We start from the raw sequence: 23,551 nt of genomic DNA, 5'->3' as shown, positions 1-23,551 counted from the left end.
AAGCCGGGTCAGACGCTCGCCAGGACCCGGTCGAGAGCCGCCCGTCCGGCTGGACCCCATGCCGGCTTGCCGCCGGGAAGGCCGCGGTCCCCGTTCTGACCCATCAGCATCAGGAAGAGACTCTTCAGCGCGGCCAGCCCGCGGGCGCGCCGGACCGTCGCGTCGTCCGCCTCCCCGTAGGCGGCGAAGAAGCGTGCGGCCGCGCCCTTCGGCAGCAGGACCCAGGCGGCCGCCAGGTCGGACGCCGGGTCGCCGGCGGACAGGTCACCGAAGTCGACGACGCCGGCCAGCGTCCCGTCCGCGACGACCACGTTCGCGGGGTGCAGGTCGCCGTGCACCCACACCGGCGGACCCGCCCAGGCCGCGGCCGAGACCGCGTCGTCCCAGACCGCCCGGACGTCGGCGGCGTCGGAGCCGATCGCGTCGGCGTCGACGGAGTCGAAGAAGTGGTCGAAGCCGTCCGACCAGTCGTGGGGATGCGCGCCGCGCCCGCCCTCCGTCGGTGCGTCGGCGGGCGCTGCCACATGCAGCGCCCGGAGGAACGCCGCCAGGGTGTCGGCCGCGTGCTCGCCGCGGGTGATCGAGGCGTGGTCCAGCGGCGTGCCCGGCACCCAGGTCATGACCGTCCACACCTTGGGGAACCGCTCGGAGGGCGCACCACTGCGCACCGGGACGGGGATGGGCAACGGCAGACGCGGGGCGAGCAGCGGCAGCCACCGGCGCTCCTTGAGCTGGTGATCGGGGACGGTATCCATCCGCTGGATGCGCACGGCGAGCTCGTCCCCGAGCCGCCACATCTGGTTGCCCCAGCCGCCCTCCACCTCGCGGAGGGGCAGCTCCGCCAGGTCCGGGTGCTGGTCCCGCAGCAGGTCGCGGACGAGGCCGGCGGTGATGTCGACCTCGGTCATGCTGAGCGACCTTAGTGGATCCGATGCGGCTGGGGAGCTCGACCGGCCCTAGCTGTCGCCGCCGAGGTCGAGACCCGGCAGCCCGCCGGCGTCGTCGGTCTCGTCGTCCGTGGGGTCGCCGGACGGCTCACCCGTGGGCGTCTCCTCCGCCTCCGGGCCGCTGGACACCACGACGGCGACGTTCGAGCCGACCTCGGCCTCCCCGCCCTCCGGGTCCTGGGAGATCACCGTGCCGTTCGGCACGTCGTCCGAGGGCTCGAAGGTGATCTGCGGGTTCAGGCTCGCGCCGCTGATGGCGGCCTGGGCGTCCGCAGCAGTCTGCCCGACGACGTTCGGCACCGTCGTCATCTCCGGGGCCTTCTCCTTGGCGATGACGATCGAGACCCCGCTGCCCTGCGGGACCGAACCGGACTGCGGGCTCTGGCGGATCACGGTGCCGGCCTTCTCGTCGCTCTCCTCGGTGCTGGTCTCCGAGTTGAGCCCGAGGTTGGTGATCGTCTCCTTGGCCTTGCCCTCGGTCATGCCCACCAGGTTCGGCAGGTCGACCTGACCGGTGGAGACGACGATGTCGACGGCCGATCCTTCGCTGACCGCCTGACCCTCGGCCGGGTCGGACTTGACGACGTGGTCCTTCTCGACGCCCTTGCTGTTCTCCTGCGAGACCTCGCCGAGCGTGAGGTTCAGCTTCTCGAGCTCTGCCTCGGCCTCGTCCTGCGTGAGGCCGGAGAGCTTCGGCACGGCGACGGTGTCCGGGCCGGCGGAGAACGTCACGGTGACGATGGTCCCGCGGTCCACCTCGGCGCCGCCCGCCGGGTTCTGCCCCAGGAAGGTGTTCTCCGGCTCCGTGGACTCGGTGTCCACGGCCTGCTCGTACTCGAGCCCCGCGGCCGTGATCTCCCGCTCCGCCTCGGCGGGCGTGACGTTGGACTTGAGCTCGGGCACGGTGGTCTTGGCCTCGGCGCCGTTCATGACGAGGAACGTGATGATCGCGGCCAGCGCGACGGCGCCGATCGCGATGAGCGTCCACATGAGCCCCTTGCGGCTCTTCTTCTCGTCGTCGGGCTCGCCGTTCGCGCCCTGGACACCGGTGGTGCCCCACTGCGACGTGCTCGCCGGGTCCATCACCTGCGTGCCCTGGGGCTGGCCCATGACCTGCGTCGCCGCGGCGCCGGCCATGGCCGCGCCGATGAGCGGCGCGGTGACGTCGCCCCCGCGCAGCGCGGTCTCGAGGTCCGCGCGGAACTCCGCCGCCGTCGAGTATCGGGCGTCGCGGTCCTTCGTGAGCGCCTTGAGCACGATGCGGTCGAGCACCTCGGGCACGTCCGAGGCGAGCTCGCTGGGTCGCTGCGGCGCCTGCCCGACGTGCTGGTACGCCACGGCGACCGGGGAGTCGCCCATGAACGGCGGACGCCCGGTGAGCAGCTCGAACAGCACGCACCCGGTGGAGTACAGGTCGCTGCGGGCGTCCACCGTCTCGCCGCGGGCCTGCTCGGGCGACAGGTACTGGGCCGTGCCGATGACGGCGTGCGTCTGCGTCATGGTCGCGGCGGAGTCCGCCATCGCTCGGGCGATGCCGAAGTCCATCACCTTGACCGCGCCCGTCGGCGTGATCATCACGTTGGCGGGCTTGATGTCGCGGTGCACGATGCCGGCCTGGTGCGAGTACTCGAGCGCGCTGAGGATGCCCGCCGTGATCTCGACGGCCTCCTCGATCGGCACCGCCGCGCCGTCCTGGAGGATGTCGCGGACCGTGTGGCCCTCGACGTACTCCATGACGATGAACGGGACGTGCACGGACGCGCCCTGCGTGTCCGTGTGCGTGTCCTCACCGGTGTCGTACACGGCGACGATGGCGGGGTGGTTCAGCGCGGCGGCCGACTGGGCCTCGCGACGGAACCGTGCCAGGAAGGACGGGTCGCGGGCGAGGTCGGACCGCAGCACCTTGATCGCGACGGTGCGACCCAGGCGCGTGTCGTGCCCGATGTGCACCTCGGCCATGCCGCCGCGGCCGATGAGCTCACCGACCTCGTAGCGGCCGGCGAGTACCCGGGGCGTGTTGTCCACCACTCAGAAGTCCTTCTCGGTCATGGCCGCGCGCGGGGCGCGCGGCGTGTCTCGGAGCATCATCCCAGAGGAGGGAGGGGCAACCGTGCGGGAGGGGCGGGAGACCGCGAGGGCCGGTCCCACCAGGAGGGCCGCCGCCTGGCCCCCGGCGTCGGCCGCCATGGCCTGCACGATGGTGGCGAGCAGCAGGACGACGAGGAGGCCGAGCAGCGCGAGCAGCGGCCAGGAGAGGCGCCCGAGGGGGCCGAAGCGCTGGCCCGTCGACGTGGACGTCCGGCGCTCCGGCTTCGACTCGGGCGCGGCGCGGGACGCCGAACGGCTCCGGGTGCCGGTCGGGGCGGTCTTGCGCACCGGGGGACGGCGGGCGTCGTGGGCGCCGGCGCGCACGTCGCGGCGCAGCGGGTAGGCGCGGCCGGCGGCGAGGTCGTCGACGGGCGTCGGCGGGGCCGGCTCGTCGCCGTGGGGCGCCGGCCCGGAGGCCGTCGTGCGCTCGTCGTCGGACGGCGTGACCGACGACCACGCGACCGGCAGCGCGGCCGACGGCGGCGTGGCGGGGCCGGCGGGAGCGTTCGGTCCGGCGGTGCCGGCGGGACCTGAGGGGCCGGCCGGGCCGGCGGGTCGCGGCGTCGTGGGGGCGGCGTGCGCGGGGACGGCGCGGGCGGGTCGGGCGCCCTGGCGGGCGGCGGCGGCGCGCCGCGCGGACCGGGACCGGGCGCCCAGCGGGTCCTCCGCGATCTCGCGGGCGAGCGACTCGAGCTCCCCCGCGAGCGCGGCGGCCGACTCGGGTCGGCGCGACGGGTCCTTCTCGAGCATGCGCCCGATGACGTCCGCGAGACCCGGGTGCACGTGCGTGGGCAGGGGCGGGACCGGGGCGTTGACGTGCGCCACGGCGATGTCGACCGGCGTCGAGCCCGTGAACGGGCGCTTGCCCGCCGTCGCCTCGTACGCGACGACGCCGAGCGCGTACAGGTCGGACGCCGCCGTCGCGGGCTGCCCCACCGCCTGCTCGGGCGACAGGTACTGCGCCGTGCCCATGACCATGCCGGTGGCCGTCATGGGGGCCTGGTTCGCGGCGAGCGAGACGCCGAAGTCGGTGATCTTCACGCTGCCGCCGTGCTCCAGCAGGATGTTGCCGGGCTTGACGTCGCGGTGCACCACCTTGGCCAGGTGCGCGTGGTGCAGGCCCCGCGCCGTGGCGGCGAGGATCGGCAGCAGCTTGCGGGGCGCGACGACGGGCTCGCGCTCCAGCAGGTCGGCCAGCGGCTCGCCCAGCACCAGCTCCATGACGAGGAAGCCGGCGCCGTCCTGCTCGCCGTAGTCGTACATCTGGGCGATGTTCGGGTGCGACAGGGCGGCGCTGTTGCGCGCCTCAGTGCGCAGGCGGCGCAGGAAGTCCTCGTTGCCCGTGTACTCCTCGCGGAGCACCTTCACGGCGACCTCGCGGCCCAGGTAGCCGTCGTCGGCCACCCAGACCTCGCCCATGCCGCCGATGGCGATCCGGCGCGTGAGGCGGTAACGCTCGCCGAGCGCGAGCCCCGTGGACGGCCTCATCCGTTCAGCACCGCTTCCATGACGGCCTTCGCGATCGGCGCGGACACCGAGCCGCCGGTGGCCTGGCCGCCGAGCTTCCCGCCGTTCTTGACGACGACGGCCACGGCGACCTGCGGGTCGTCGGCCGGCGCGAACCCGGTGAACCACACGTGCGGCGGCTGGGAGTTGTCGCCGTGCTGGGCGGTGCCGGTCTTGCCGGCCACCTGGACGCCCGGGATCTGGGCGGTGGTGCCCGACCCGGACTCGACGACGCTCTTCATCATGTCGGTGAGCTGGCTCGCGGTCTTGTCCGAGACGGCACGGCCGAGGCTGGTGGGCGACGTCTGGCGGACCACCTCGAGCTGCGGGTCGCGGACCGTGTCGACCGAGTAGGGCTGCATGACCTCGCCGCCGTTCGCGATCGCGGCGGAGACCATGGCGACCTGCATCGGCGTGGCGGCCACGCTGCCCTGGCCGATTCCGGACAGCTCCACCTGCGCGGAGTTCATCTCGTCCGGGTCGGGGTCGTACTGGCTCGCGGCGGTCGAGAACGGGACCTCGTACCTGCTGCCGAACCCGAACTTCTCGGCCTGCTCGTTCATCGCGTCGGCGCCGAGCTCGCCACCGAGACCCAGGAAGGCCGTGTTGCAGGAGATCCGCAGCGCGTCGGCCAGCGTCATCTCCCCCGAGGAGGCGCAGGAGGTGCCCGCGAAGTTCCCGACCTGGGTGCTCGTGCCGGTCAGGGTGTAGGTGGACGGGGCGTCGATCACGGTGTCGGGCGTGTAGTCGCCGCTCTCGAGCGCGGCGGCCGTCGTGACGAGCTTGAACGTCGAGCCCGGGGGCGGGTTCCACGCCGTGGCGCGGTTGACCAGCGGGTCGTCGTCGTCGTTGAGCAGGTCGGTGTACGCCTGGCCTGCCTCCTTGGTGGAGTGCGACGCCAGGTCGTTCGGGTCGAAGGAGGGCTTGGACACCATCGCGAGGACGGCGCCGGTCTTCGGGTCGAGCGCGACGACGGCGCCCTGCTGGTCGCCGAGCGCGTCCCAGGCGGCCTTTTGCGCCTTCGGGTCGATGGTGAGCTCCACCGACGACCCCTCCGGGTCACGACCGGTGAGCAGGTTCTGCAGCCGGTCCACCCACAGGGCGTCGGCCTGCCCGTTGAGGTAGTCGTTCTCCGCGTGCTCGATCGCCGTCGTGCCGTTGGCCAGCGAGAAGAAGCCGGTCAGCGGCGCGTAGAGCTTGCCGTTCGTGTACCCGCGCTGGTAGCCGAACTCGTCGTCGACGGGCTTGGACAGCGCGACCGCCTCGCCCCCGACGACGATCGGGCCGCGGGCGCGCCCGTACTCGGCGTAGATCGAGCGGATGTTGCGGGTGTCGCTGTTGAGCTCGTCGGCGTGGAAGAACTGGATCCACGTGGTCGACACCATGAGCGCCAGGAACATGACCATGACGACGCTCGCGAGCCGGCGCAGGGTCGTGTTCACAGGTGCTCACCTCCAGTCGTGCCTCGGGGATCGTCGCGTCGGGGGTCCAGCGGCCCGCCGAACGCCTCGGTGGGGTGCGACGGCGTCGACCCGCGCGAGGGCGCGTCCGCGGCGGACCGGCGGACGGGGACGCCGCCACCGGGCGTCGTCCCGTCGTGCGCGCCGACCACGATGGGGTCGTGCATGGCGCCGCCCTGCGCGACCGTGCCGCGCATCGGCAGCGCCGACGGGCGCCGGGCGTTGTCGGAGATCCGCAGCAGCAGCGCGATGACGATCCAGTTGGCGAGCAGCGACGACCCGCCCTGCGCCATGAACGGCAGCGTCAGGCCGGTGAGCGGGATGATCCGCGTGATGCCGCCGACGACGACGAAGAGCTGCAGCGCCATGACGAACGCGAGGCCGCCGGCCAGCAGCTTGCCGAAGCCGTCGCGCACCGCGATCGCCGTGCGCAGGCCGCGCTGCACGATGAGCAGGTAGGCCAGCAGGATGGCGAGCAGGCCGGTGAGACCGAGCTCCTCGCCCAGCGAGGAGTAGATGAAGTCGGAGAAGGCGTACGGCACGAGGTACGGGTAGCCCTCGCCCCAGCCGGTGCCGAACAGGCCACCCGCGGCGAGCGCGAACGTGCCCTGCACGATCTGGTACGACCCGCCGACCGCGTTGTACAGCTCGTTGTCGAACGGGTGCAGCCAGACGTCCATGCGGGCGCCGACGTGCGGGAACACGCTCGCGGCGACGAGCGCGCCCGCCGCGAACAGCACGAGGCCGATGAGCACCCAGCTGAACCGCTCGGTGGCGAGGTACAGCATCGCGACGAACAGCCCGAAGAACAGCAGCGAGGTGCCCAGGTCGCGCTCGAAGACGAGGACGGCCAGCGACGCGGCCCACACGATGATGATCGGGCCGAGGTCGCGGATGCGCGGCAGCTGCAGGCCGAGCACCTTCTTGCCCGCCAGGGCCAGGGTGTCGCGGTTGGTCACGAGGTAGCCGGCGAAGAAGATCGCGAACGCGATCTTCGCGAACTCGGCGGGCTGCAGGGAGAAGCCGGCGATGTTCACCCAGATGCGGGCGCCGTTGATCTCGCGCCCGATGACGGGCAGCAGCGGCAGGACGACGAGCCCCAGGCCCACCAGCATCGCCGTGTAGGTGAGGCGGCGGATCCAGCGGTGGTCGCGCAGGAACCAGACGAGGAGGATCGCGATGACCGCGCCGAGCGCGGTGTACATCATCTGCGACCAGGCGTCGGCGCCCTTCGTGCCCGCGAGCTCCAGCCGCAGGATCATGGCCAGGCCGAGCCCGTTGAGCAGCACGACCGCGGGCAGGATCACCTGGTCGGCCCACGGCGCGCGGAGGCGCAGCACGACGTGCGCGGCCGCGGCGATGCCCACCAGGAGCAGGCTGACGGCCCAGAAGTCGCCGGGCAGCTCGCCCGTGACGCTGCGGCCGACCATCGCGAACGCGCTGATGCCCGCGGTCAGGGCGAGGATCAGCAGGAACAGCTCGGCCAGGCGTGCGGGACGGCGTTCGGTGGGCTCGACCGTGCGCCCGGCGGGGGTCTCGACGGCGGCGCTCACCCCTTCGACCCCCCGTCGGCCTTGCTGTCTGCGCTGTCGGTCGTGCCCGCCGCCTGCTCGGAGTCGGAGGGCTGCTTCGAGGGCTTCGAGGTCGCCGTGCTCTTCGAGGGGGACGGCGTGCTCGACGGGGTCGCGGAGGGGGTGGGGGACGGGGTCGGCTCGGGGGCGGCCTCGGTGATGAGCCGGTCCGCTCGCTCGCGAGCCTCGGCCTCGGACGACGCCCGGATGGACCCGTCGAGGCGATCCGCCCAGTAGTCCGGCAGGTCGGAGACCGGGGTGCCGGTGAGCTCCACCGGGGTGGAGAGGGTGAGGGGGCCGGCGCTGGCCGGGATGCCCTGGAAGACGGCGACCTCGCCGTCGGCGACGCCGACGTAGTACTGCTGCTGCGTCCAGCCGTACGCGCGCCAGAGGCCGTACCCGAGGCCGCCGAGCACCACGAGCACCACGAGCACCGTGATCCAGGGCCGGCGCTTGCGGGCGGGCCGGGCGTCGTCGTCGTCCTCGGGGTCGTCCGCGTCGTCGTCGGCGGCGTCCTGCTCGGTGGGCACGGGGTCGTCGGCCGGGTCCTCGACCGGGTTCTGGAGGACCGCGGGGAGCTCGCCCGTCGCGGCCGCGCCCACGACCTGCGGCACGGTCGCGCCCTCGACCGGGGCCGACGCCGCGTCCTCGGTCGCGGGGGCGTCGCCGTCCTCCACGACGTCGGCGACGACGACGGTGATGTTGTCGGTGCTGCCCGCCGTCATGGACAGCGTGATCAGCAGGTCGGCCGCCTCGTCGGGCGCCGAGGTCTCGGTGAGCACCTCGGTGATCTGCTCGGGCGAGACGAACCCGGACAGCCCGTCCGAGCAGAGCAGCCACCGGTCGCCGGCGCGCGCCTCGCGCACCGACATGTCGGGCGTGAGGTCGACGTCGAAGTCGCCCAGCACCCGCATGACGACGTTGCGCTGCGGGTGGTGCTCCGCCTCCTCGGGCGAGATGCGGCCGGTGTCCACCAGGTGCTGCACGAACGTGTGGTCCACCGTGACCTGCGTCAGGCGGCCCTCGCGCAGCAGATAGGCGCGCGAGTCGCCGAGGTGCGCCATCACCAGGGTGGTGCCGGTGTGCAGGAGGGCGGTGACGGTGGTGCCCATGCCGACCAGCTCGGGGTCGGCGTCGCTGACCCGGACCAGGTCCTGCCGGGCACGCTCCACGGTCTGCTCGAGGTCGGTCAGCGCCTCCTCGGGGCCGTGCTCCGTGCGGTCGAGCGGCGCGAGGGCGGCGATCGCGAGCCGCGACGCGACGTCGCCGCCCGCGTGCCCGCCCATGCCGTCGGCGACGGCCAGCAGGTGCGGCCCGGCGTACGCGGAGTCCTGGTTGTTGGACCGCACGAGCCCGACGTCGGACCGCGCGGCGTAGCGCAGGGTGAGGGTCACGGAGCGGTCACCCCTGGAGCTCGACGACGGACTGGCCGATCCGGACGCCGACTCCCGGCGCCAGCGGCTGCGGTCCCGACACCTGGGTGTCCCCGATGAAGGTGCCGTTCGTCGACCCGAGGTCCTCCACGTACCACTGGTCACCCTGCGGGAAGATGCGGGCGTGCCGTGACGACGAGTAGTCGTCGTCGAGCACGAGGGTGCAGCCCGGCGACCGCCCGATGAGGATCGACGCCGAGGACAGCGGGAGGGTGGTGCCGGTCAGCGGGCCGGTCGTCACGACCAGGCGCGTGGGACCGGAGCGCCGGGCGGGCGCGGGCGCGGCGGCGGCGGCGGGAGCACCGGCGGCCGGTGCGGACTCGGCACGACGGCGCTCGGCCTTGGAGGCTCGCGGGGCGCCGCGCGGCGCCAGGTCGCGGCGCAGCACCGCGATCGCGGAGAGTACGAACACCCAGAGCAGCACCAGGTAGCCCAGCCGCAGCAGGGTGATCGTCAGCTCACTCATCCTGGGGGGATCACCAGCCTTCGGTCTGCTGGCCCGAGGCGCTGCCGGTCCAGAACATGATGCGGGTACGGCCGATGGTCAGGGTGTTGCCGTCCAGCAGGGTGGCGGCGGGCACCTGGTGGCCCTCGACGAACAGGCCGTTCGTGGAGCCGAGGTCGGTCGCGACGACACCCTCCGGTGTTACGCGGATCTCCAGGTGGCGGCGCGAGACCCCCGGGTCGTCGACCACGATGTCGGCCTCGGCGTCGCGGCCGATGACCGTCACCGGGCCGGTGAGCAGGTAGCGCTGGCCGTCGATGTCGATAAGGGGGTGGCGGGTGGACGGCGCCGCCGACGTGGCGGGGGCGACGTTGCCGCGCACGGTCGCGGAGCGGAGCTGGAACCGGCCGCCCGGCAGGTCCTCGTGCTCCTCGAACGACACGCTGACCGGGCCCACGAAGGCGTAGTGCTGCGAGGCGGCGTACTCGGTGAGGTTCGTGGCCAGCTCGTCGGCCATCGTCTCCGCGCCCCAGGCGTCGATCTGCGAGAAGTCCGCGGACGACAGCTCGATCGTGAACTCGTTCGGCACGACCGTGCGGTCGCGCCCGACGACGGCAGCGCGGTCGTCGATCTCGCGCCGCAGGCGGCTCGCCAGCTCGACCGGCTTGATCTCGCTGTTGCGACCCACCTTCGCGAACGCGTTGTTCATCACGCGCTCCACGCCTTTCTCGAAGCGATCCAGGGCGCCCATGCCACCTCCTCCCATTGGCCCGACACGTCCGCGGGCAGACTATCTAGATCGTAGGCAGCGCCGCAGCACCACTCCTCCGCGCGGTGTGGATTTCCTGCGAACGCTCGGCGCAGAAGCGGAACCGGCAGGTCACGGCGCGGTGACGGCCGCCACGCTCACCGTCAGCGGCGGGTCCGGGCCGTTCCCGGGGTGCGCGGACCCCTCAGCAGGGGATTGGGGAGCACCCCCGGCGCCGTGCTAATCTTCTGCGGCACGCGCGAGTGGCGGAATAGGCAGACGCGCACGGTTCAGGTCCGTGTGCCCGAGAGGGCGTGGGGGTTCAACTCCCCCCTCGCGCACGTGAGGAGGGTTTCGGCTTCAGGGCCGGAACACCTTCGGAAAGTCCCGGTCAGGTTCTCCTGGCCGGGACTTTTTGCGTTCCGGGAGGTGCAGTCCGGATCTGGGCGACGGCGCGAGCCCTCTCCTGGTCTCGAGCTGGTCAAGCGGACCCGTCACACCCGCCGAGCTCCGACGGCAACCACGACCGCCACCACACCGCCCCGGCCACCGTCGATCCTCGCTGGCGAGGGCCTCCCCGTGAGGACGGAGGAGGCGACGCCTCATGCCTACGGATCGGTGAGGAGCGGGTGTCTGTCTGGCCGGGGTCTCTGCGCACCTGCGGAGGCGGCCGAGCGTGGGCCGGGCGGGTGAAATCTCCGGGCCTCGGACGACCGCCGCGTGCCGCGCGGGAGGGCGGGCCGGGAGGCGACGGCCGACCGGTCAGCCCCCGCGAGGCCCGGCATCCCGGGCCTGCGCGACCTGTCGCCCCGCCGGCGAGGCCGCTCGCCGGTATCCGCTACCGCAGGTCCTGGGCGGTCCGGGCGGTGGTTTCGGCGGGCACATATCACGGGTACCTGAATAGGATCCGCGCGGCTCATCTCTCCCCTCGAAAGGGTCCCCATGCGCATCCTGTCCAAGCTCGCGGTCACCACGGTGGCGGCGGCCTCGCTCTTGCTCGGCACCGCCGTCGCTCCCGCGACCGCAGCCGCCGCCCCGGCGATCGACGTGACCTCGATCAAGATCACGCCCTCCAACGGCAGCACCGGGACCAACTCCGCGACGAAGTACTACGACGTCCACACGAGCGTGAAGCTCGGCAACCTCAGCGGCTACGGCCAGTACTGGTGGGCGGACATCTCCGCCGACGTCTACCGCGGCAGCACCCGCGTCGCGAAGAACCTCGACCTGGGCTCGGTCGCCTCGCAGAACTACAAGAGCCTGGACACCTACATCGCCGCGAAGTCGTCCTGGGGCCGCGGCACCTTCAAGGTGAAGAACGTGCGCGTGGTGGTCGACACCGACTACAACTCGACCACGCCGGACGTCACGCTCAAGGACGCCTCGTACTCCCGCGGCACCTTCATGATGAAGTCCTCGATCGACGGCAAGCTCAAGTACGGCAACGTCGTCCGGGTGACCTCGAGCGGCAGCCACAAGACCGTCAAGATCGGCCTGAAGAGGTACACCCCGTCCGGCTGGCACTCGTACTCGTACGCCAAGGTGAAGGTGCAGTACAAGAACTCCACCGGCTGGCACACGCGCAAGACGCTCACCCTGGACAAGTACGGCCTGAAGACCTACAAGTTCACGGCCTCGCACAAGTACAACTACCGCGTCACGATCGCTCCGACCACGACCAACGGGGGCGGCACGACCACCGCGACCCCGAAGGTCTGACGCGTCGCACCACGCAGCAAGGGCCTCCGGCCCGGGGACGTCCCTTTCCACGTCGCCGGGCCGGAGGCCCTTCTCGCACCGAGATCAGCCCCTCCGCGCGACGTCGCCCAGATCGCGGCCGTCCCCATCGCCTGGCTCCAGCAACGCCCCTGACCAGTAGTGCCGAACGGGGCCCTGGCTGACCCTCGCTACTGAAGAGCGGCGTCCGCCCCAGCCAGGAAACCGTCGCGGAGAGGCCGGTGTGCCTGCGGGTCGCAGCCGGGTGTGCCCGGAGGCCACCATGGACGGGCCTCGCTGCGTTGGGGACGGTGCGACCCGGCCGGCTCACGACGCCACGGGCTGCTCGGTGCCGTGCCGGGCCTGGGAGCGGTACCGGCTCGGGCGCACGCCGTACTCCCGGGTGAACGCAGCGCTGAGGGCGTAGGCGTTGGAGTAGCCGACCTGACGGGCGATGGACTCGAGGGTGTCGTCGCGCTCCTGCAGGAGGTCCGCCGCGAGGCACAGCCTCCAGCCCGCGAGGTAGGAGATGGGTGGCTCCCCCATCGCCTCGGTGAAGCGGCGGGCGAAGGTCGCCCGCGAGACGCGGGCCCGGCGCGCCAGCGCCTCGACGGTCCACGCGCGCGACGGGTCGGCGTGCAGAGCCCTGAGCGCCGGGCCGACCACCGGGTCTCCCGCGGCCCCGTACCAGGCGGGGGCGGCGGCCTGGGGCAGGGCGAACCAGTCCCGCAGGGCCCCGATCAGCAGGATGTCCAGGAGCCGGTCGAGCACGGCCTGCTGGCCGGGCTCCTGCCGATCGAGCTCGCTCTCGAGCAGGTCCAGCGTGCGGGCGCTCTGCTGCGCGCGGGGCACCACGAGCACGGGCGGCAGCGCACCGACCAGGCGCTCGGCGATGCGGCCCGAGGTGCGGAACGACCCGGCCAGCAGCGCGTGCTCGGCCACCAGGGGCGACGTGCCGCCCGCCTCACCGTGGCCGAGACGTTCCTGCTCGAGGAGCTGCCCGGACGCGTCGTCGCGGACGCCCTCCGCGGTCAGGGCGCAGATGGGGTGACCGCCGCCCTCGCGGTCGCTGGCCAGGAGGGCACTGCCCTGCCCGGTGAGCACCGCGAGGTCCCGGGTGCCCAGGTGGACCGGGTCGGCGTCGTCGTGCAGGACCCACCCGTCACCCCGGAGCATCGCCACGAGCGTGATCGTGGGGCCCGCCTCGACGCAGACCGACCACGGCGCGGTGAGCACGTCCTGCCCGATGAGGGAGCCCGAGGCGCGGAGGCTGTCGAGCACTTCCGTCAGGGTGTCCACCCTCACGAGGTTAGACGACGACGTATCTGGTCCAGCGTTCCAACCATTCTCCGTCTCACGGGCGAGGGGTGGACTCGTCTCGTACCCGAGGAGCCCGGCCCCGCACGACGCACCGGGCGAGGCTCCGATCCGCTCCCACCCCTGGAGGTCTCGATGCCCGTCGACCAGACGCCCACCCCCGGCTCCGCGCTGTGGGTCCTCGCGCACCCGCGCAGCCGCTCCCTCAACGGCCACCTGTTCCGCGCCGGCGTCGAGGCGCTGTCCCGGGACCACGACGTCGCGACGTCGGACCTCTACGAGCTGGGCTTCGACCCCGTGCTCGGCGCGCGGGACCTGGGCGAGCTCGCGGACCGGCCCGGCAACCTGGCCACGCTGGCCGGGGAGGCCTACGCCCGCGGCCAGACCGCCCCGGACGTGCGGGCGGAGCACGAGAAGGTCGCTCGCGCGGAGCTGCTCGTGCTCCAGTTCCCGCTGTGGTGGTACGGGCCGCCGGCGATCCTCAAGGGTTGGCTGGACCGCACCTTCACGGAGGGCTTCGCCTACGACAACGGCCTCGACCCGGTGCTCGGGCTGCCGCGACGGTACGGCGACGGCGGGCTCACGCGGCGCAAGGCGCTCATCGTGGTGACCGTCGGCGAGGACGAGCGCACGCTGGGACCCCGGGGTGTCAGCGGCGACCTCGACTCCCTGCTCTTCCCGCTCACCCACGGCGCGCTCTGGTACGTCGGGATCGAGGCCCTCGACCTGCACGTCGTGCACGACGCCGACTCCCTGGACGCCGCAGCGGCGGAGCGCGAGGCGCAGCGGCTGCGTGCCCGGCTCGCGGGGATCGGCACCGAGCGCGGCCGGCCGTTCCGCCGCCTGCGCGACGGCGACTACCCGTCGGACCTCCGGGCGCTGCACCCGGACCTGCTGCCCGGCCGCACCGACCTCGGCATCCACCGTGCCGAGGCGCCGGGGAGCCTCGGGCTGCCTGCCTGACGCCGCACCGGTCGCAGGCGGTTCGCGCGACGATGTCGATCCGGGCCGCGGCCGTTCGACCTCGGAGTGACAGCAGTGAAGGCCACACGACAGGAGCGGGACCATGGCACGAGAGCTCGTCTACACCGGATTCATCACCCTCGACGGCTCGGTCGACTCTCCGGGCGGGACGGCCGAGGGCCACCCCGGGGGCGGGTGGGTGGTCGACACCGAGTTCCTCCCCGAGGCGTACGCGCTCAAGGGCGAGGAGCTCGAGGAGACGACGGCCCTGATGTTCGGTCGTCGCAGCTACGAGGCGTTCTCGGCGGTCTGGCCCGGTTCCGACGACCACGCGGCGTACCGGGACCTCCCGAAGTTCGTCGTGTCGTCGACGCTCGACGACGACGCCCTCGTCGACGGCTGGGGTCCGACGACGATCCTGCGCGGCACGCAGGACGTCGCCGCCCTCAAGCAGACCGACGGCGGCCCGATCTTCATCCACGGCAGCGCGGAGCTCGCGCTGCGGCTGGGCGAGGCCGGCCTCGTCGACCGCTACAACCTGCTGGTGTTCCCGTACCTGCTCCCCGGGGGGAAGACGATCTTCGGCACGAAGGGTGCGGACCGCCGCGCCCTGTCGTTGCGGGAGTCGGCCGCGTACGCGAACGGCGTGGTCAAGCTCGTCTACGACGTCGTGCGCTGACGGCGTCTCAGGAAGCCGTTCCGGAGACGAGGTTCAGCAGCCGGCTGGCGACGAAGGCGGTGACCGTGGTCCAGCCGACGATCGCCACCGCCTGCCAGACGAGCACGCGCGCCTTGCCGACGCCGGACGCCACCAGCATCGAGGCCGTGAAGTGGGTGGGCAGCAGCAGCGGGCCGAGCAGGCTGACGCCGGGGACGCCGTAGCGCTCGTAGGCGCGCTGGAACTTCGCGCGGCGCGCGTCGCGGCGGTCCTCCGCCGGTGCGAGCGCGCCCTGGCCGCCCGGCGCGGGACCGGAGCCCACCGGGACGGGGCTGCTCTGCCGGGCCTTCGCCCGGCGGCGGTTCACGACCGCGTCACGGGCGCCGGCGCTGGCGAGCACGACGGCGGTGACGGCGAGGAAGTTGCCGAGCATCGCGGCGACGGCCGCGACCGCGGGATGGATCCCGCCGATGATGCCGATGGTCGCGCCGCCCTCCCCCTCGATGAAGGGGACCATGGCCGCGACCGCGACGATCAGAGGCTGGACCAGGTCGGGTACCTGGGCGACCAGGTCCTGGAAGGTGTCGACGAGATTCACGAGGTGCTCCGGGGGTGTCGGGGGCGTGTCGGACGATGCACCCAGTCCACCCGCGAGCGAGAAGGCTCGGTAGTGCCCGGAGTCACCGGTTCCCGTGCCGATCGCACGCCTCGGCCGTGACATCTGTCATGGGGTCGGCCGGCAGGGACGGGGAGACGGCAGGTCCGTCCCCGGAATGCGGTGGTGGTGGGCGAGCGGCCGCGCCACGATGACGTCATGTCCGGGCCGGTCGCCATCGTGGAGATCGCGTGCGACGAGTCGGGCTTCACCGGGACGAACCTGCTGGACCCGGCGTCGCCGGTGATCGCGCACGCGGGGGTGGACCTCACCCGCGACGAGGCGGCGGCCGTGCTCGGCACGCTGCGGTCGCGGTTCAACCATCGCCGGACGACGGAGCACAAGGCCCACCTGCTGCTGCGGCCCGGGCAGCCGGAGGCGGTGGCGTGGTTCCTGGCGGAGCTCGCGGGACGCTCGACGGTGCACGTCGTCGACAAGCGCGACCACGTCGCGGGGCGGGTGCTCGACCTGCTCACGGGCGAGCCGTCGTACGTCGACGGGACGCGCCTCGGTCACGACCGCGTCCGCGCGGTCGCCGTCCTGCGGGAGCGGGCCGACGTCCTCGCCGCGTTCGTCGCGATGACCCACCTCAAGCACCGGCGCCGGCCGGACCGCGCCGCCGTCGACCGGTTCCTCGCCCTGGTCCCGGGCGTGGTGGCCGACGGGGTGCCGGAGCTGGCCGGCGTGGCCCGGCGCGACGTCGTGGCGGTCCTGGACCGGCTGCTCGACGGCGACCCCGCCGTCCCGCCCCCGCTCGAGCCGCTGGTGCCGGCGCTGGCCGAGACGGTGCTGCGGTGGAGCGACGGCCGCCGCTCGGTCGTCGTCGTGCACGACGAGCAGAGCGCGCTGACGCGGCAGCGCACCGCCGTCCTGGCCGCGACCCTCGCCGCGGCGGTCTCGCCCGCACCGCCGCCGCTCCTCGGGGTGCGGCAGGTGGACTCCCGCCGCGATCCGCGCGTGCAGGTGGCCGACCTCCTGGCCGGGTGGGCGCGGAGCTCCGCGGAGCCCGCCGCCTGACGTCCGGCGGTCCCGTCAACACACGTCGATCCGCGGACCGGGTGAAATTGGGGGTTGCGCTCCGGGAAACCGGTCCCCTACGGTCAAGAAACCGGTTGCTGTGATCTGTTCGTAACCAATGTGGGTTCGGACAGCGGTCGTTCCGCCGAGCGGAGCGGCCCCGGCACCGGCTGCAGGTCCCGCGTTCGACGACGAAGGTGAGGCAGCAACGATGAGACGGCACGCGAAACGACGACTTCTCGCGGCGGGGGTGACGACGTCACTGGTGGCCGCGATCGGGGTCACCGCGATGACGCTCGGCGCCCAGGCCGCGGAGGGTGGCGTGACCGGGTTCGCCACCCAGAACGGCGGCACGACGGGCGGCTCCGGCGGCTCCGTCGTGAGGGCGACGACCGGCACCCAGATCCACGAGGCCCTGTGCGGCCGCGCGTCCGAGGACACCCCGATCACGATCCAGGTCGAGGGCACGATCAACCACGGCAACACGAGCAAGGTCTCGGGAGACAGCTGCAACACCGCGGACGGTGTGATCGAGCTGAAGCAGATCAGCAACGTCACGCTCGTCGGGGTGGGCAGCGGCGCGACGTTCGACCAGGTGGGCATCCACATCCGCGAGGCCAGCAACATCATCATCCAGAACGTCACGGTCAAGAACGTCAAGAAGTCGGGCTCCCCGACGTCCAACGGCGGCGACGCGATCGGCATGGAGTCCGGCGTCTCGAACGTGTGGGCGGACCACGTGACGCTCGAGGCCTCGGGCGGCGAGTCCGAGGGCTACGACGGCCTCTTCGACATGAAGGGCGACACGAAGTACGTGACGCTCTCCTACAGCATCCTTCGCGGCTCCGGCCGCGGCGGCCTCGTCGGCTCGGGCGACAGCGACCTGGGCAACGGGCCGGTCACCTACCACCACAACCTCTACGAGAACATCGACTCGCGCCTCCCCCTGCTGCGCGGGGCGACGGCCCACATCTACAACAACCACTACGTCGACATCCACGAGTCCGGCATCAACGCGCGCGCCGGCGGCAAGGCGAAGGTCGACAGCAACTACTTCCAGGACTCGAAGGACGTGCTCGGCACGTTCTACACCGACCTGCCCGGCTACTGGCAGGTCGCCGGGAACACGTTCGACAACGTCACCTGGTCGGAGCCGGGCGAGGACAACAACCCCGCCGGCCCGAACCCGACGTCGACGACGACGGTCAGCATCCCCTACGACTACTCGCTCGACGACGCCGGTTGCGTGCCGGACGTCGTCGCCGCGACCGCCGGGGCGAACAAGGGCCTCAGGGTGTCCGACGGCTCGTGCGAGGCGACGACGCCGGAGCCGACCGACCCGCCGACCGGCGAGCCCACGGACCCGCCGACCGGCGAGCCGACCGACCCCCCGACGGACGAGCCGAGCGGGGCCAACCTCAGCCTCGGCGCCGGCGCGGACGGCTCGTCCAAGGCGTCGGGCAGCAGCTTCGGCAACGTGACCGACGGCAACCTGAGCACGTTCTGGTCGCCGTCGAGCACCACGGGTCGCGTGTCCGTCAAGTGGTCGACCCCGCAGACCGTGTCGCAGGCCAAGGTCGTGGAGGCGGCCGGCTCCGCGGGCACGATCACCGCGTTCCGCATCGTCAACCACGACACCGGCGCCGTGCTCGCGACCGGCAGCCGCGCGGGCGTCGTCAACCTGCCCACGACCACGCTGAGCAAGCTCGACCTCGAGATCACCAGCGCCTCCGGCACGCCGAAGGTGGCCGAGCTGGAGACGTACGCCGGCCAGGGCTCGACGGACCCGACCGACCCCACCGACCCGACGGACCCGACCGACCCGGAGCCGACCGACCCGCCGACCCCGAGCGGCGAGGTCATCTACGCGGCGCCCGACGGCTCGGCCGGCGCGGCGGGCACGGAGGCCGACCCGACGACGGTCGCCGCGGCGATCGCCGCCGTGGAGCCGGGCGGGGCGATCTACCTGCGCGGCGGCCAGTACGACCTGGCCGACACGCTCACGATCGAGCCGGGCAACGACGGCACGTCGTCGGAGCGGACGCTCCTGTCGGCGTACCCGGGCGAGACGCCGGTGCTCGACTTCTCCGCGCAGGCCGAGGACTCCGCCAACCGGGGCCTCGCCATCGGCGGCAACTTCTGGCACGTGTACGGGATCACGGTCCAGAACTCCGGCGACAACGGCATCCTGCTCGGCGGCGACGACAACGTGATCGAGCGCGTCGTCACCCGCGGGAACGCCGACACGGGTCTGCAGATCGCCCGCCTGGTCGCGGGCGCGCCGAAGGCGGAGTGGCCGGCGAACAACCTGGTGCTCTCCTCCGAGTCCTACGACAACGTGGACTCCGACGGCGAGGACGCGGACGGCTTCGCGGCCAAGCTGACGGTCGGCGAGGGCAACGTGTTCCGCGACTGCGTGTCCCACAACAACATCGACGACGGCTGGGACCTGTACGCCAAGTCGGACACGGGCCCCATCGGCGTGGTGACCATCGAGGACTCGCTCTCCTACGACAACGGCACGCTGTCGGACGGCTCGCAGGCCGGCAGCGGCGACCGCAACGGCTACAAGCTGGGCGGCGAGGACATCCCCGTCGACCACGTGGTGACGGGCAGCATCGCCTACGAGAACGGCAAGCACGGGTTCACGTACAACAGCAACCCGGGCTCGATCACGGTCGCCGACAACGTGAGCATCGGCAACGAGGAGCGCAACTTCAACTTCGACGAGGGCAGTCACCGGTTCAGCGGCAACGTGTCGTGCGACAGCGGCTCCAACGACCGGATCGTCGGGAGCGACGACGGCACCAACGAGTTCTGGTCCGGCTCCAACAGCGCCGCCTGCGGCGCCTACGCGGGCGACCTCGACTGGTCCTTCGCCGCGGACGGCACGCTGGAGGTGACCTTCGGCTGAGCCGACCCGCTCTCGACGGAGCGCCCCTCGCGGGCGCACCGTCACCCCGACCCCGGCCGGCCCGTCGACCCCTCCGACGGGCCGGCCGGTCCCATGACCGGGCCGTGGGCGTCCGCTCTGCGCACACCCGTGGCGGTCCCGTGGCATCCTGGCCACGTCCGTGACGTCGAGGCCAGGAGACAGCAGATGAGCAGCGGTGCGGGCGGCCGCGGCAGGCCGTCGATCCTGGGGTCGATGGACGTCCCCGACAGCATCCGGTCGCGCGTCCTGGTGACGTTGCGGGAGGCGATGGTGGCCGGCGAGCTCGAGCCCGGGGCCATCTACTCGGCCCCGGCCCTCGCCCAGCGGCTGGGCGTCTCGGCGACCCCGGTGCGCGAGGCGATGATGGAGCTCACCCGCGAGGGGCTGGTCGAGACGCTGCGGCATCGGGGCTACCGCGTGGTGGAGCTCGGCGACGTCGCGCTCGAGGAGATCCTCCAGATCCGCGAGCTCATCGAGGCGCCGACGGTGGCGCGCGTCGCGACGCTGGCGACGGCCGCCCAGGTGCGGGCGCTGCGCCCCCTCGCGGACCGCATCGACGCGACGGCGGCGGCCGGCGAGCTGCAGGAGTTCGTCGCGGCCGACACGGCCTTCCACACCGAGGTGCTCGCCCTCGCGGGGAACGCGCGCCTGGTCGAGGAGGTCCGCCGGCTGCGCGGCATGTCGCGACTGCTCGGGCTCCAGGGCCTGCACGAGGAGGGTCGTCTCGTGGCCACGATCCGGGAGCACCACGAGCTGCTCGACCTCCTGGAGGCCGGCGACGCGGCCGGCGCGGAGGCGTGGATGCGCCGGCACCTGAGGCACGTGCGCGACGTCTGGTCGGGGCAGGGCTCGGGCGTGTCGTCGGGGGCCTCGGCGGGTCCGGCGGGCGACGCCGCCGACGCCGGCTGACCGGGATCCGCCCTGCTCACGACGCGGGAAGCCCTTGCGTCCGCGGTCGGTGCAATTGTACGTTGCACGCCATTCGAGGCCCCCGACGTGGCGGGCCGGACGGGAGCAGGCGCGTGACTTCGCAGCAGTCCACGGTCGGGAAACCGGCCACCAACCTCCGGGTGCTGGTCGGCAGCCTCTCCGGCAGCGCGATCGAGTGGTTCGACTTCTTCCTCTACGCCACCGCGGCGGCCCTCATCTTCGACAAGCAGTTCTTCCCGACGGACGACCCGGCCGTCTCGCTGATGCTGTCGTACCTGTCGCTGTCGCTGACGTTCTTCATCCGCCCGTTCGGCGGCATCGTCTTCTCCCACATCGGCGACAAGATCGGCCGCAAGAAGACGCTGGTCATCACGCTCTCCCTCATGGGTGGCGCGACGATCGCGATCGGCCTGCTGCCCACGTACGCGCAGGTCGGCGTCCTCGCGCCGGCGCTGCTCATCCTCTGCCGCGTCATCCAGGGCCTCGCGATCGGCGGCGAGTGGGGCGGCGCCCTGCTGCTCGCCTACGAGTACGCGCCGGAGAACCGCCGCGGCTTCTTCGGCTCCGTGCCCCAGACCGGCGTGACCATCGGCATGCTCCTGTCGACCATCGCCTTCGCGCTGGTCACCTCGCTGCCCTCCGCGGCGTTCGAGTCCTGGGGCTGGCGCCTGCCGTTCATCGCCTCGGTGGTGCTCGTGTTCGTCGGCCTGTGGATCCGCAAGGGCCTCGCCGAGACCCCCGCCTTCCGGGAGGCCAAGGCGAGCGGCGACGTGGCCAAGCTCCCGATCAAGGACACGCTGCGCGACCACTGGCGCTCCGTGCTCGTCGCCGTCGGCGCCAAGGTCGTGGAGACCGGCCCGTTCTACATCTTCGCCACGTTCGTCGTGAGCTACGCGACCGGCACCCTCGGCATGCAGCAGTCGGTGGTCCTCAACGCCGTGAGCGCCGCCGCGTTCGTCAGCACGCTGGCGATCCTCGCGATGGGAAGGCTCTCCGACCGGCTGGGCAGACCCGCCGTCTTCCTCGGCGGCACCGTGCTCATCGCCCTCTTCGCGGCGCCCTTCTTCCTGCTGCTCGACCTCCAGGTCGACTGGGCCGTCTACGCGGCCGTCGTCATCGGGTTGGGCATCGTGTGGCCCCCGGTCACCGCCACCCTGGGCACGCTGATGTCCGAGACTTTCACCACCCGCGTGCGCTACACCGGCGTCACGCTCGGCTACCAGATCGGCGCCGCGCTGGCGGGCGGCACCGCGCCGCTGCTCGCGACCTGGCTGCTCTCGCGGTTCGACGGCGCCTGGTGGCCGATCGCCGTGTACATGGTGGGACTCGCGGTCGTCGCGCTCGTCGCCGTGTCCCTGTCCGGCCGGGTCGTGCGCCTCGAGCGCGCCCGGATCGAGGCGCGCGAGGCGCGCGAGGAGGTGGCCGCGTGACCGGGCTGCCGTTCGTCACGGCCGACGAGGTCCGCCGCCGGGTCGGGCCCGACGACGCCCGCCGGCTCGTCGAGCGCGCGCTGCGCGACGGCTTCGACCCCGCCGACGACCCGGCCCGGTCGTCGGTGGCCGCCGGCGCGGGGCACCTGCTGCTCATGCCGTCGGTGCTGGGCGGGTGGGCCGGAGTCAAGATCGCGTCCGTGGCGCCGGGCAACCCCGCGCGCGGCCTGCCGCGCATCCAGGCGACCTACCTGCTGCTCGACGCCGCCACGCTCACGCCCCGGTTGCAGCTCGACGGGTCGGCCCTCACCGAGCTGCGCACGCCCGCGACCTCGGCCGTCGCGGCGGACCACCTCGCGGCGCCGGACGCGCGGCGCCTGGTCGTCGTCGGCACCGGGCCGCAGGCCGTCGAGCACGCGGTCGCGATGGCGGCGGTGCGCGACCTCGACGACGTCGCGCTCGTCGGCCGCGACCGCGGACGCCTGACGGCCGCCGTCGACGGCCTCGTCGCGCGCGGGATCCCCGCCCGCGCGGGGAGCACCGCCGACGTCGCCGACGCCGACCTCGTGGTGTGCGCGACGTCGGCGGGCGAGCCGCTCTTCGACGGCGCCCTGGTGCGCGACGGCGCGTGCGTCGTGGCCATCGGCTCGCACGAGCCCGACCGTCGCGAGCTCGACGCCGGGCTCATGGGGCGGGCGCTCGTCGTCGTCGAGGACCGCGCGACCGCGATGCGCGAGTGCGGCGACGTCGTGCTCGCGGTCGAGGAGGGCGCGATGCGACCCGACGCCCTCGTGCCGCTCGCCGACGTCGTGCGCGGGCGATCCCGCGCCACGGACCGGCCGAACGTCTTCAAGGGGTCCGGCATGTCGTGGCAGGACCTCGCCGTCGCGGTGGGCGTCGCGGAGGCGGCCGGGCGCTGACCGGGCGGGCTCAGCCGAGGCCGAAGAACGTCGCGGCCTCGGCGAGCACCTCGCCCGCGCGCTCGGTGCCGACGAACCCGTGCTCGGCGCCGGGCAGCTCGACCAGCAGGCAGGGCACGCCGTCGCGGCGGCAGGCGTCCGCCAGCGCCCGCGCCTCGGGCAGCAACGAGTCCCGCTCGCCCACCGCGACGAGGGTCGGGGGCAGCCCGCGCGCGGACCGGTGCAGCCGCGGCGCGTCCGCGGGGTCGACGCCGGTCCACGCGCGCATGGCGTACGTCGACAGCTCGCGGCCCGGTCCGCCCGGCAGGGCGTCGTCGTAGGACTCGAGCGACAGGTCGAGGTTGGGGTTGGTGAGCAGCAGGCCCGCCGGCCGGTGGGCCGGGCGCGACGCGGCGAGGACGGCGACGGCGCCGCCCGCGGAGTCGCCGGCGAGGTAGACGCGGTCGACGCCCTCGCCCGCGAGCAGGTCGAGCGCGGCCACGGCGTCCGCGACGGCGTCGTCGAGCGTCGCCTCCGGCGCGAGCCGGTAGTCGACGGCGAGCACGACGACGCCGAGGGTGTCGGCGGTCCGCCGGCACCAGCCGTCCTGCAGCTCGAGGTCGCCGAAGAGGCCGTACCCGCCGTGCAGGAAGACCGCCGCGGCGCCGGGCTGGTGGCGGTCGGGGGTGTAGCGACGCATCGCGACACCGTCGTGCGCCAGGTCGTTCACCGTGCCGGCGAACGGCTGCCGCGGGCGGGCGACGGCGCGCTCGTACGCGCCGCGCCGCAGCGCCCCGACGTCGGGTACGCCCTCCGTCCCCGGAGTCACCGGA

At 73.1% G+C, this 23,551-nt stretch carries 19 protein-coding genes and 1 tRNA gene; 9 read left to right on the top strand and 11 right to left on the bottom strand.

The window, feature by feature from the left end; all coding sequences use genetic code 11:
- Positions 1-8: 8 nt before the first annotated feature.
- Genes ACFVS0_RS07640 through ACFVS0_RS07605 form a run of 8 tightly spaced genes read right to left on the bottom strand, consistent with a single transcriptional unit; the run spans position 9 to position 10,201 of the window.
- The gene (locus ACFVS0_RS07640) at positions 9-908 is read right to left on the bottom strand and encodes an aminoglycoside phosphotransferase family protein (RefSeq protein ID WP_430587607.1); all 900 of its coding nucleotides are present in this window, start codon (positions 906-908) and stop codon (positions 9-11) included.
- A gap of 48 nt (positions 909-956) precedes the next feature.
- Entirely contained in the window at positions 957-2,975 is a 2,019-nt protein-coding gene (pknB, locus tag ACFVS0_RS07635) for a Stk1 family PASTA domain-containing Ser/Thr kinase (protein ID WP_430549434.1), read from the bottom strand.
- Complete coding sequence (locus tag ACFVS0_RS07630; RefSeq protein ID WP_430587606.1) at positions 2,976-4,523, bottom strand: protein kinase; 1,548 nt, start codon at positions 4,521-4,523, stop codon at positions 2,976-2,978.
- Positions 4,520-5,983, bottom strand: a complete 1,464-nt coding sequence (locus ACFVS0_RS07625; RefSeq protein ID WP_430587605.1) for a peptidoglycan D,D-transpeptidase FtsI family protein — start codon at positions 5,981-5,983, stop codon at positions 4,520-4,522. Before ACFVS0_RS07625 ends, ACFVS0_RS07630 begins: the two co-directional genes overlap by 4 nt.
- A complete protein-coding gene (locus ACFVS0_RS07620) occupies positions 5,980-7,554 on the bottom strand; it encodes an FtsW/RodA/SpoVE family cell cycle protein (protein WP_430587604.1) in 1,575 nt (524 codons plus the stop codon). Before ACFVS0_RS07620 ends, ACFVS0_RS07625 begins: the two co-directional genes overlap by 4 nt.
- Positions 7,551-8,966 (bottom strand): Stp1/IreP family PP2C-type Ser/Thr phosphatase, encoded by a 1,416-nt coding sequence (locus ACFVS0_RS07615; protein WP_430587603.1) that lies wholly within the window; start codon positions 8,964-8,966, stop codon positions 7,551-7,553. The genes ACFVS0_RS07620 and ACFVS0_RS07615 overlap by 4 nt, the downstream gene beginning before the upstream one ends.
- A gap of 7 nt (positions 8,967-8,973) precedes the next feature.
- Positions 8,974-9,471, bottom strand: a complete 498-nt coding sequence (locus ACFVS0_RS07610; RefSeq protein ID WP_430587602.1) for an FHA domain-containing protein — start codon at positions 9,469-9,471, stop codon at positions 8,974-8,976.
- 10 nt (positions 9,472-9,481) lie between these two features.
- Complete coding sequence (locus tag ACFVS0_RS07605; RefSeq protein ID WP_430549440.1) at positions 9,482-10,201, bottom strand: FhaA domain-containing protein; 720 nt, start codon at positions 10,199-10,201, stop codon at positions 9,482-9,484.
- Positions 10,202-10,455: 254 nt separating this feature from the next.
- Here ACFVS0_RS07605 and ACFVS0_RS07600 point away from each other — a divergent pair.
- Both ACFVS0_RS07600 and ACFVS0_RS07595 read left to right on the top strand, forming a co-directional pair.
- Positions 10,456-10,539 (top strand) — tRNA-Leu (locus tag ACFVS0_RS07600).
- Between the two features lie 601 nt (positions 10,540-11,140).
- Positions 11,141-11,917 (top strand): hypothetical protein, encoded by a 777-nt coding sequence (locus ACFVS0_RS07595; RefSeq protein WP_430587601.1) that lies wholly within the window; start codon positions 11,141-11,143, stop codon positions 11,915-11,917.
- A gap of 324 nt (positions 11,918-12,241) precedes the next feature.
- Here the strand turns inward: ACFVS0_RS07595 and ACFVS0_RS07590 are convergent, their stop codons facing one another.
- Positions 12,242-13,213 carry a cupin domain-containing protein gene (locus tag ACFVS0_RS07590; protein ID WP_430587600.1) on the bottom strand — a complete coding sequence of 324 codons (972 nt, stop codon included), beginning with the start codon at positions 13,211-13,213 and terminating at the stop codon, positions 12,242-12,244.
- Positions 13,214-13,366: 153 nt separating this feature from the next.
- Here ACFVS0_RS07590 and ACFVS0_RS07585 point away from each other — a divergent pair, with 153 nt between their 5' ends.
- Positions 13,367-14,194, top strand: a complete 828-nt coding sequence (locus ACFVS0_RS07585; RefSeq protein WP_430587599.1) for an NAD(P)H-dependent oxidoreductase — start codon at positions 13,367-13,369, stop codon at positions 14,192-14,194.
- A 103-nt stretch (positions 14,195-14,297) separates the two neighbouring features.
- The gene (locus tag ACFVS0_RS07580) at positions 14,298-14,873 is read left to right on the top strand and encodes a dihydrofolate reductase family protein (protein ID WP_430563588.1); all 576 of its coding nucleotides are present in this window, start codon (positions 14,298-14,300) and stop codon (positions 14,871-14,873) included.
- 7 nt (positions 14,874-14,880) lie between these two features.
- Here the strand turns inward: ACFVS0_RS07580 and ACFVS0_RS07575 are convergent, their stop codons facing one another.
- Entirely contained in the window at positions 14,881-15,450 is a 570-nt protein-coding gene (locus ACFVS0_RS07575; RefSeq protein WP_430563587.1) for a small multidrug efflux protein, read from the bottom strand.
- 216 nt (positions 15,451-15,666) lie between these two features.
- On the opposite strand from ACFVS0_RS07575, the gene ACFVS0_RS07570 reads away from it, so the two are divergent.
- The 5 genes from ACFVS0_RS07570 (at position 15,667) to ACFVS0_RS07550 (ending at position 22,739) form a co-directional block, all read left to right on the top strand.
- Positions 15,667-16,524, top strand: a complete 858-nt coding sequence (locus ACFVS0_RS07570) for a DUF3800 domain-containing protein (protein WP_430563586.1) — start codon at positions 15,667-15,669, stop codon at positions 16,522-16,524.
- Positions 16,525-16,735: 211 nt separating this feature from the next.
- On the top strand, positions 16,736-19,438 hold the full coding sequence (locus ACFVS0_RS07565; protein WP_430563585.1) for a hypothetical protein: 2,703 nt from the start codon (positions 16,736-16,738) through the stop codon (positions 19,436-19,438).
- A gap of 186 nt (positions 19,439-19,624) precedes the next feature.
- Positions 19,625-20,368 (top strand): GntR family transcriptional regulator, encoded by a 744-nt coding sequence (locus ACFVS0_RS07560; protein ID WP_430587598.1) that lies wholly within the window; start codon positions 19,625-19,627, stop codon positions 20,366-20,368.
- A gap of 113 nt (positions 20,369-20,481) precedes the next feature.
- Complete coding sequence (locus ACFVS0_RS07555) at positions 20,482-21,819, top strand: MFS transporter (protein ID WP_430563584.1); 1,338 nt, start codon at positions 20,482-20,484, stop codon at positions 21,817-21,819.
- Complete coding sequence (locus ACFVS0_RS07550; RefSeq protein WP_430587597.1) at positions 21,816-22,739, top strand: ornithine cyclodeaminase family protein; 924 nt, start codon at positions 21,816-21,818, stop codon at positions 22,737-22,739. The genes ACFVS0_RS07555 and ACFVS0_RS07550 overlap by 4 nt, the downstream gene beginning before the upstream one ends.
- Before the next feature lie 10 nt (positions 22,740-22,749).
- Here the strand turns inward: ACFVS0_RS07550 and ACFVS0_RS07545 are convergent, their stop codons facing one another.
- Positions 22,750-23,547, bottom strand: coding sequence for an alpha/beta hydrolase (locus ACFVS0_RS07545; RefSeq protein WP_430587596.1), 798 nt, complete (start codon positions 23,545-23,547; stop codon positions 22,750-22,752).
- Between the last annotated feature and the right edge of the window lie 4 nt (positions 23,548-23,551).

The sequence above is a fragment of the Isoptericola sp. NPDC058082 genome (assembly GCF_042885055.1).
Lineage (GTDB): Bacteria > Actinomycetota > Actinomycetes > Actinomycetales > Cellulomonadaceae > Isoptericola.
This window is presented reverse-complemented; position numbering and strand designations above follow the sequence as displayed.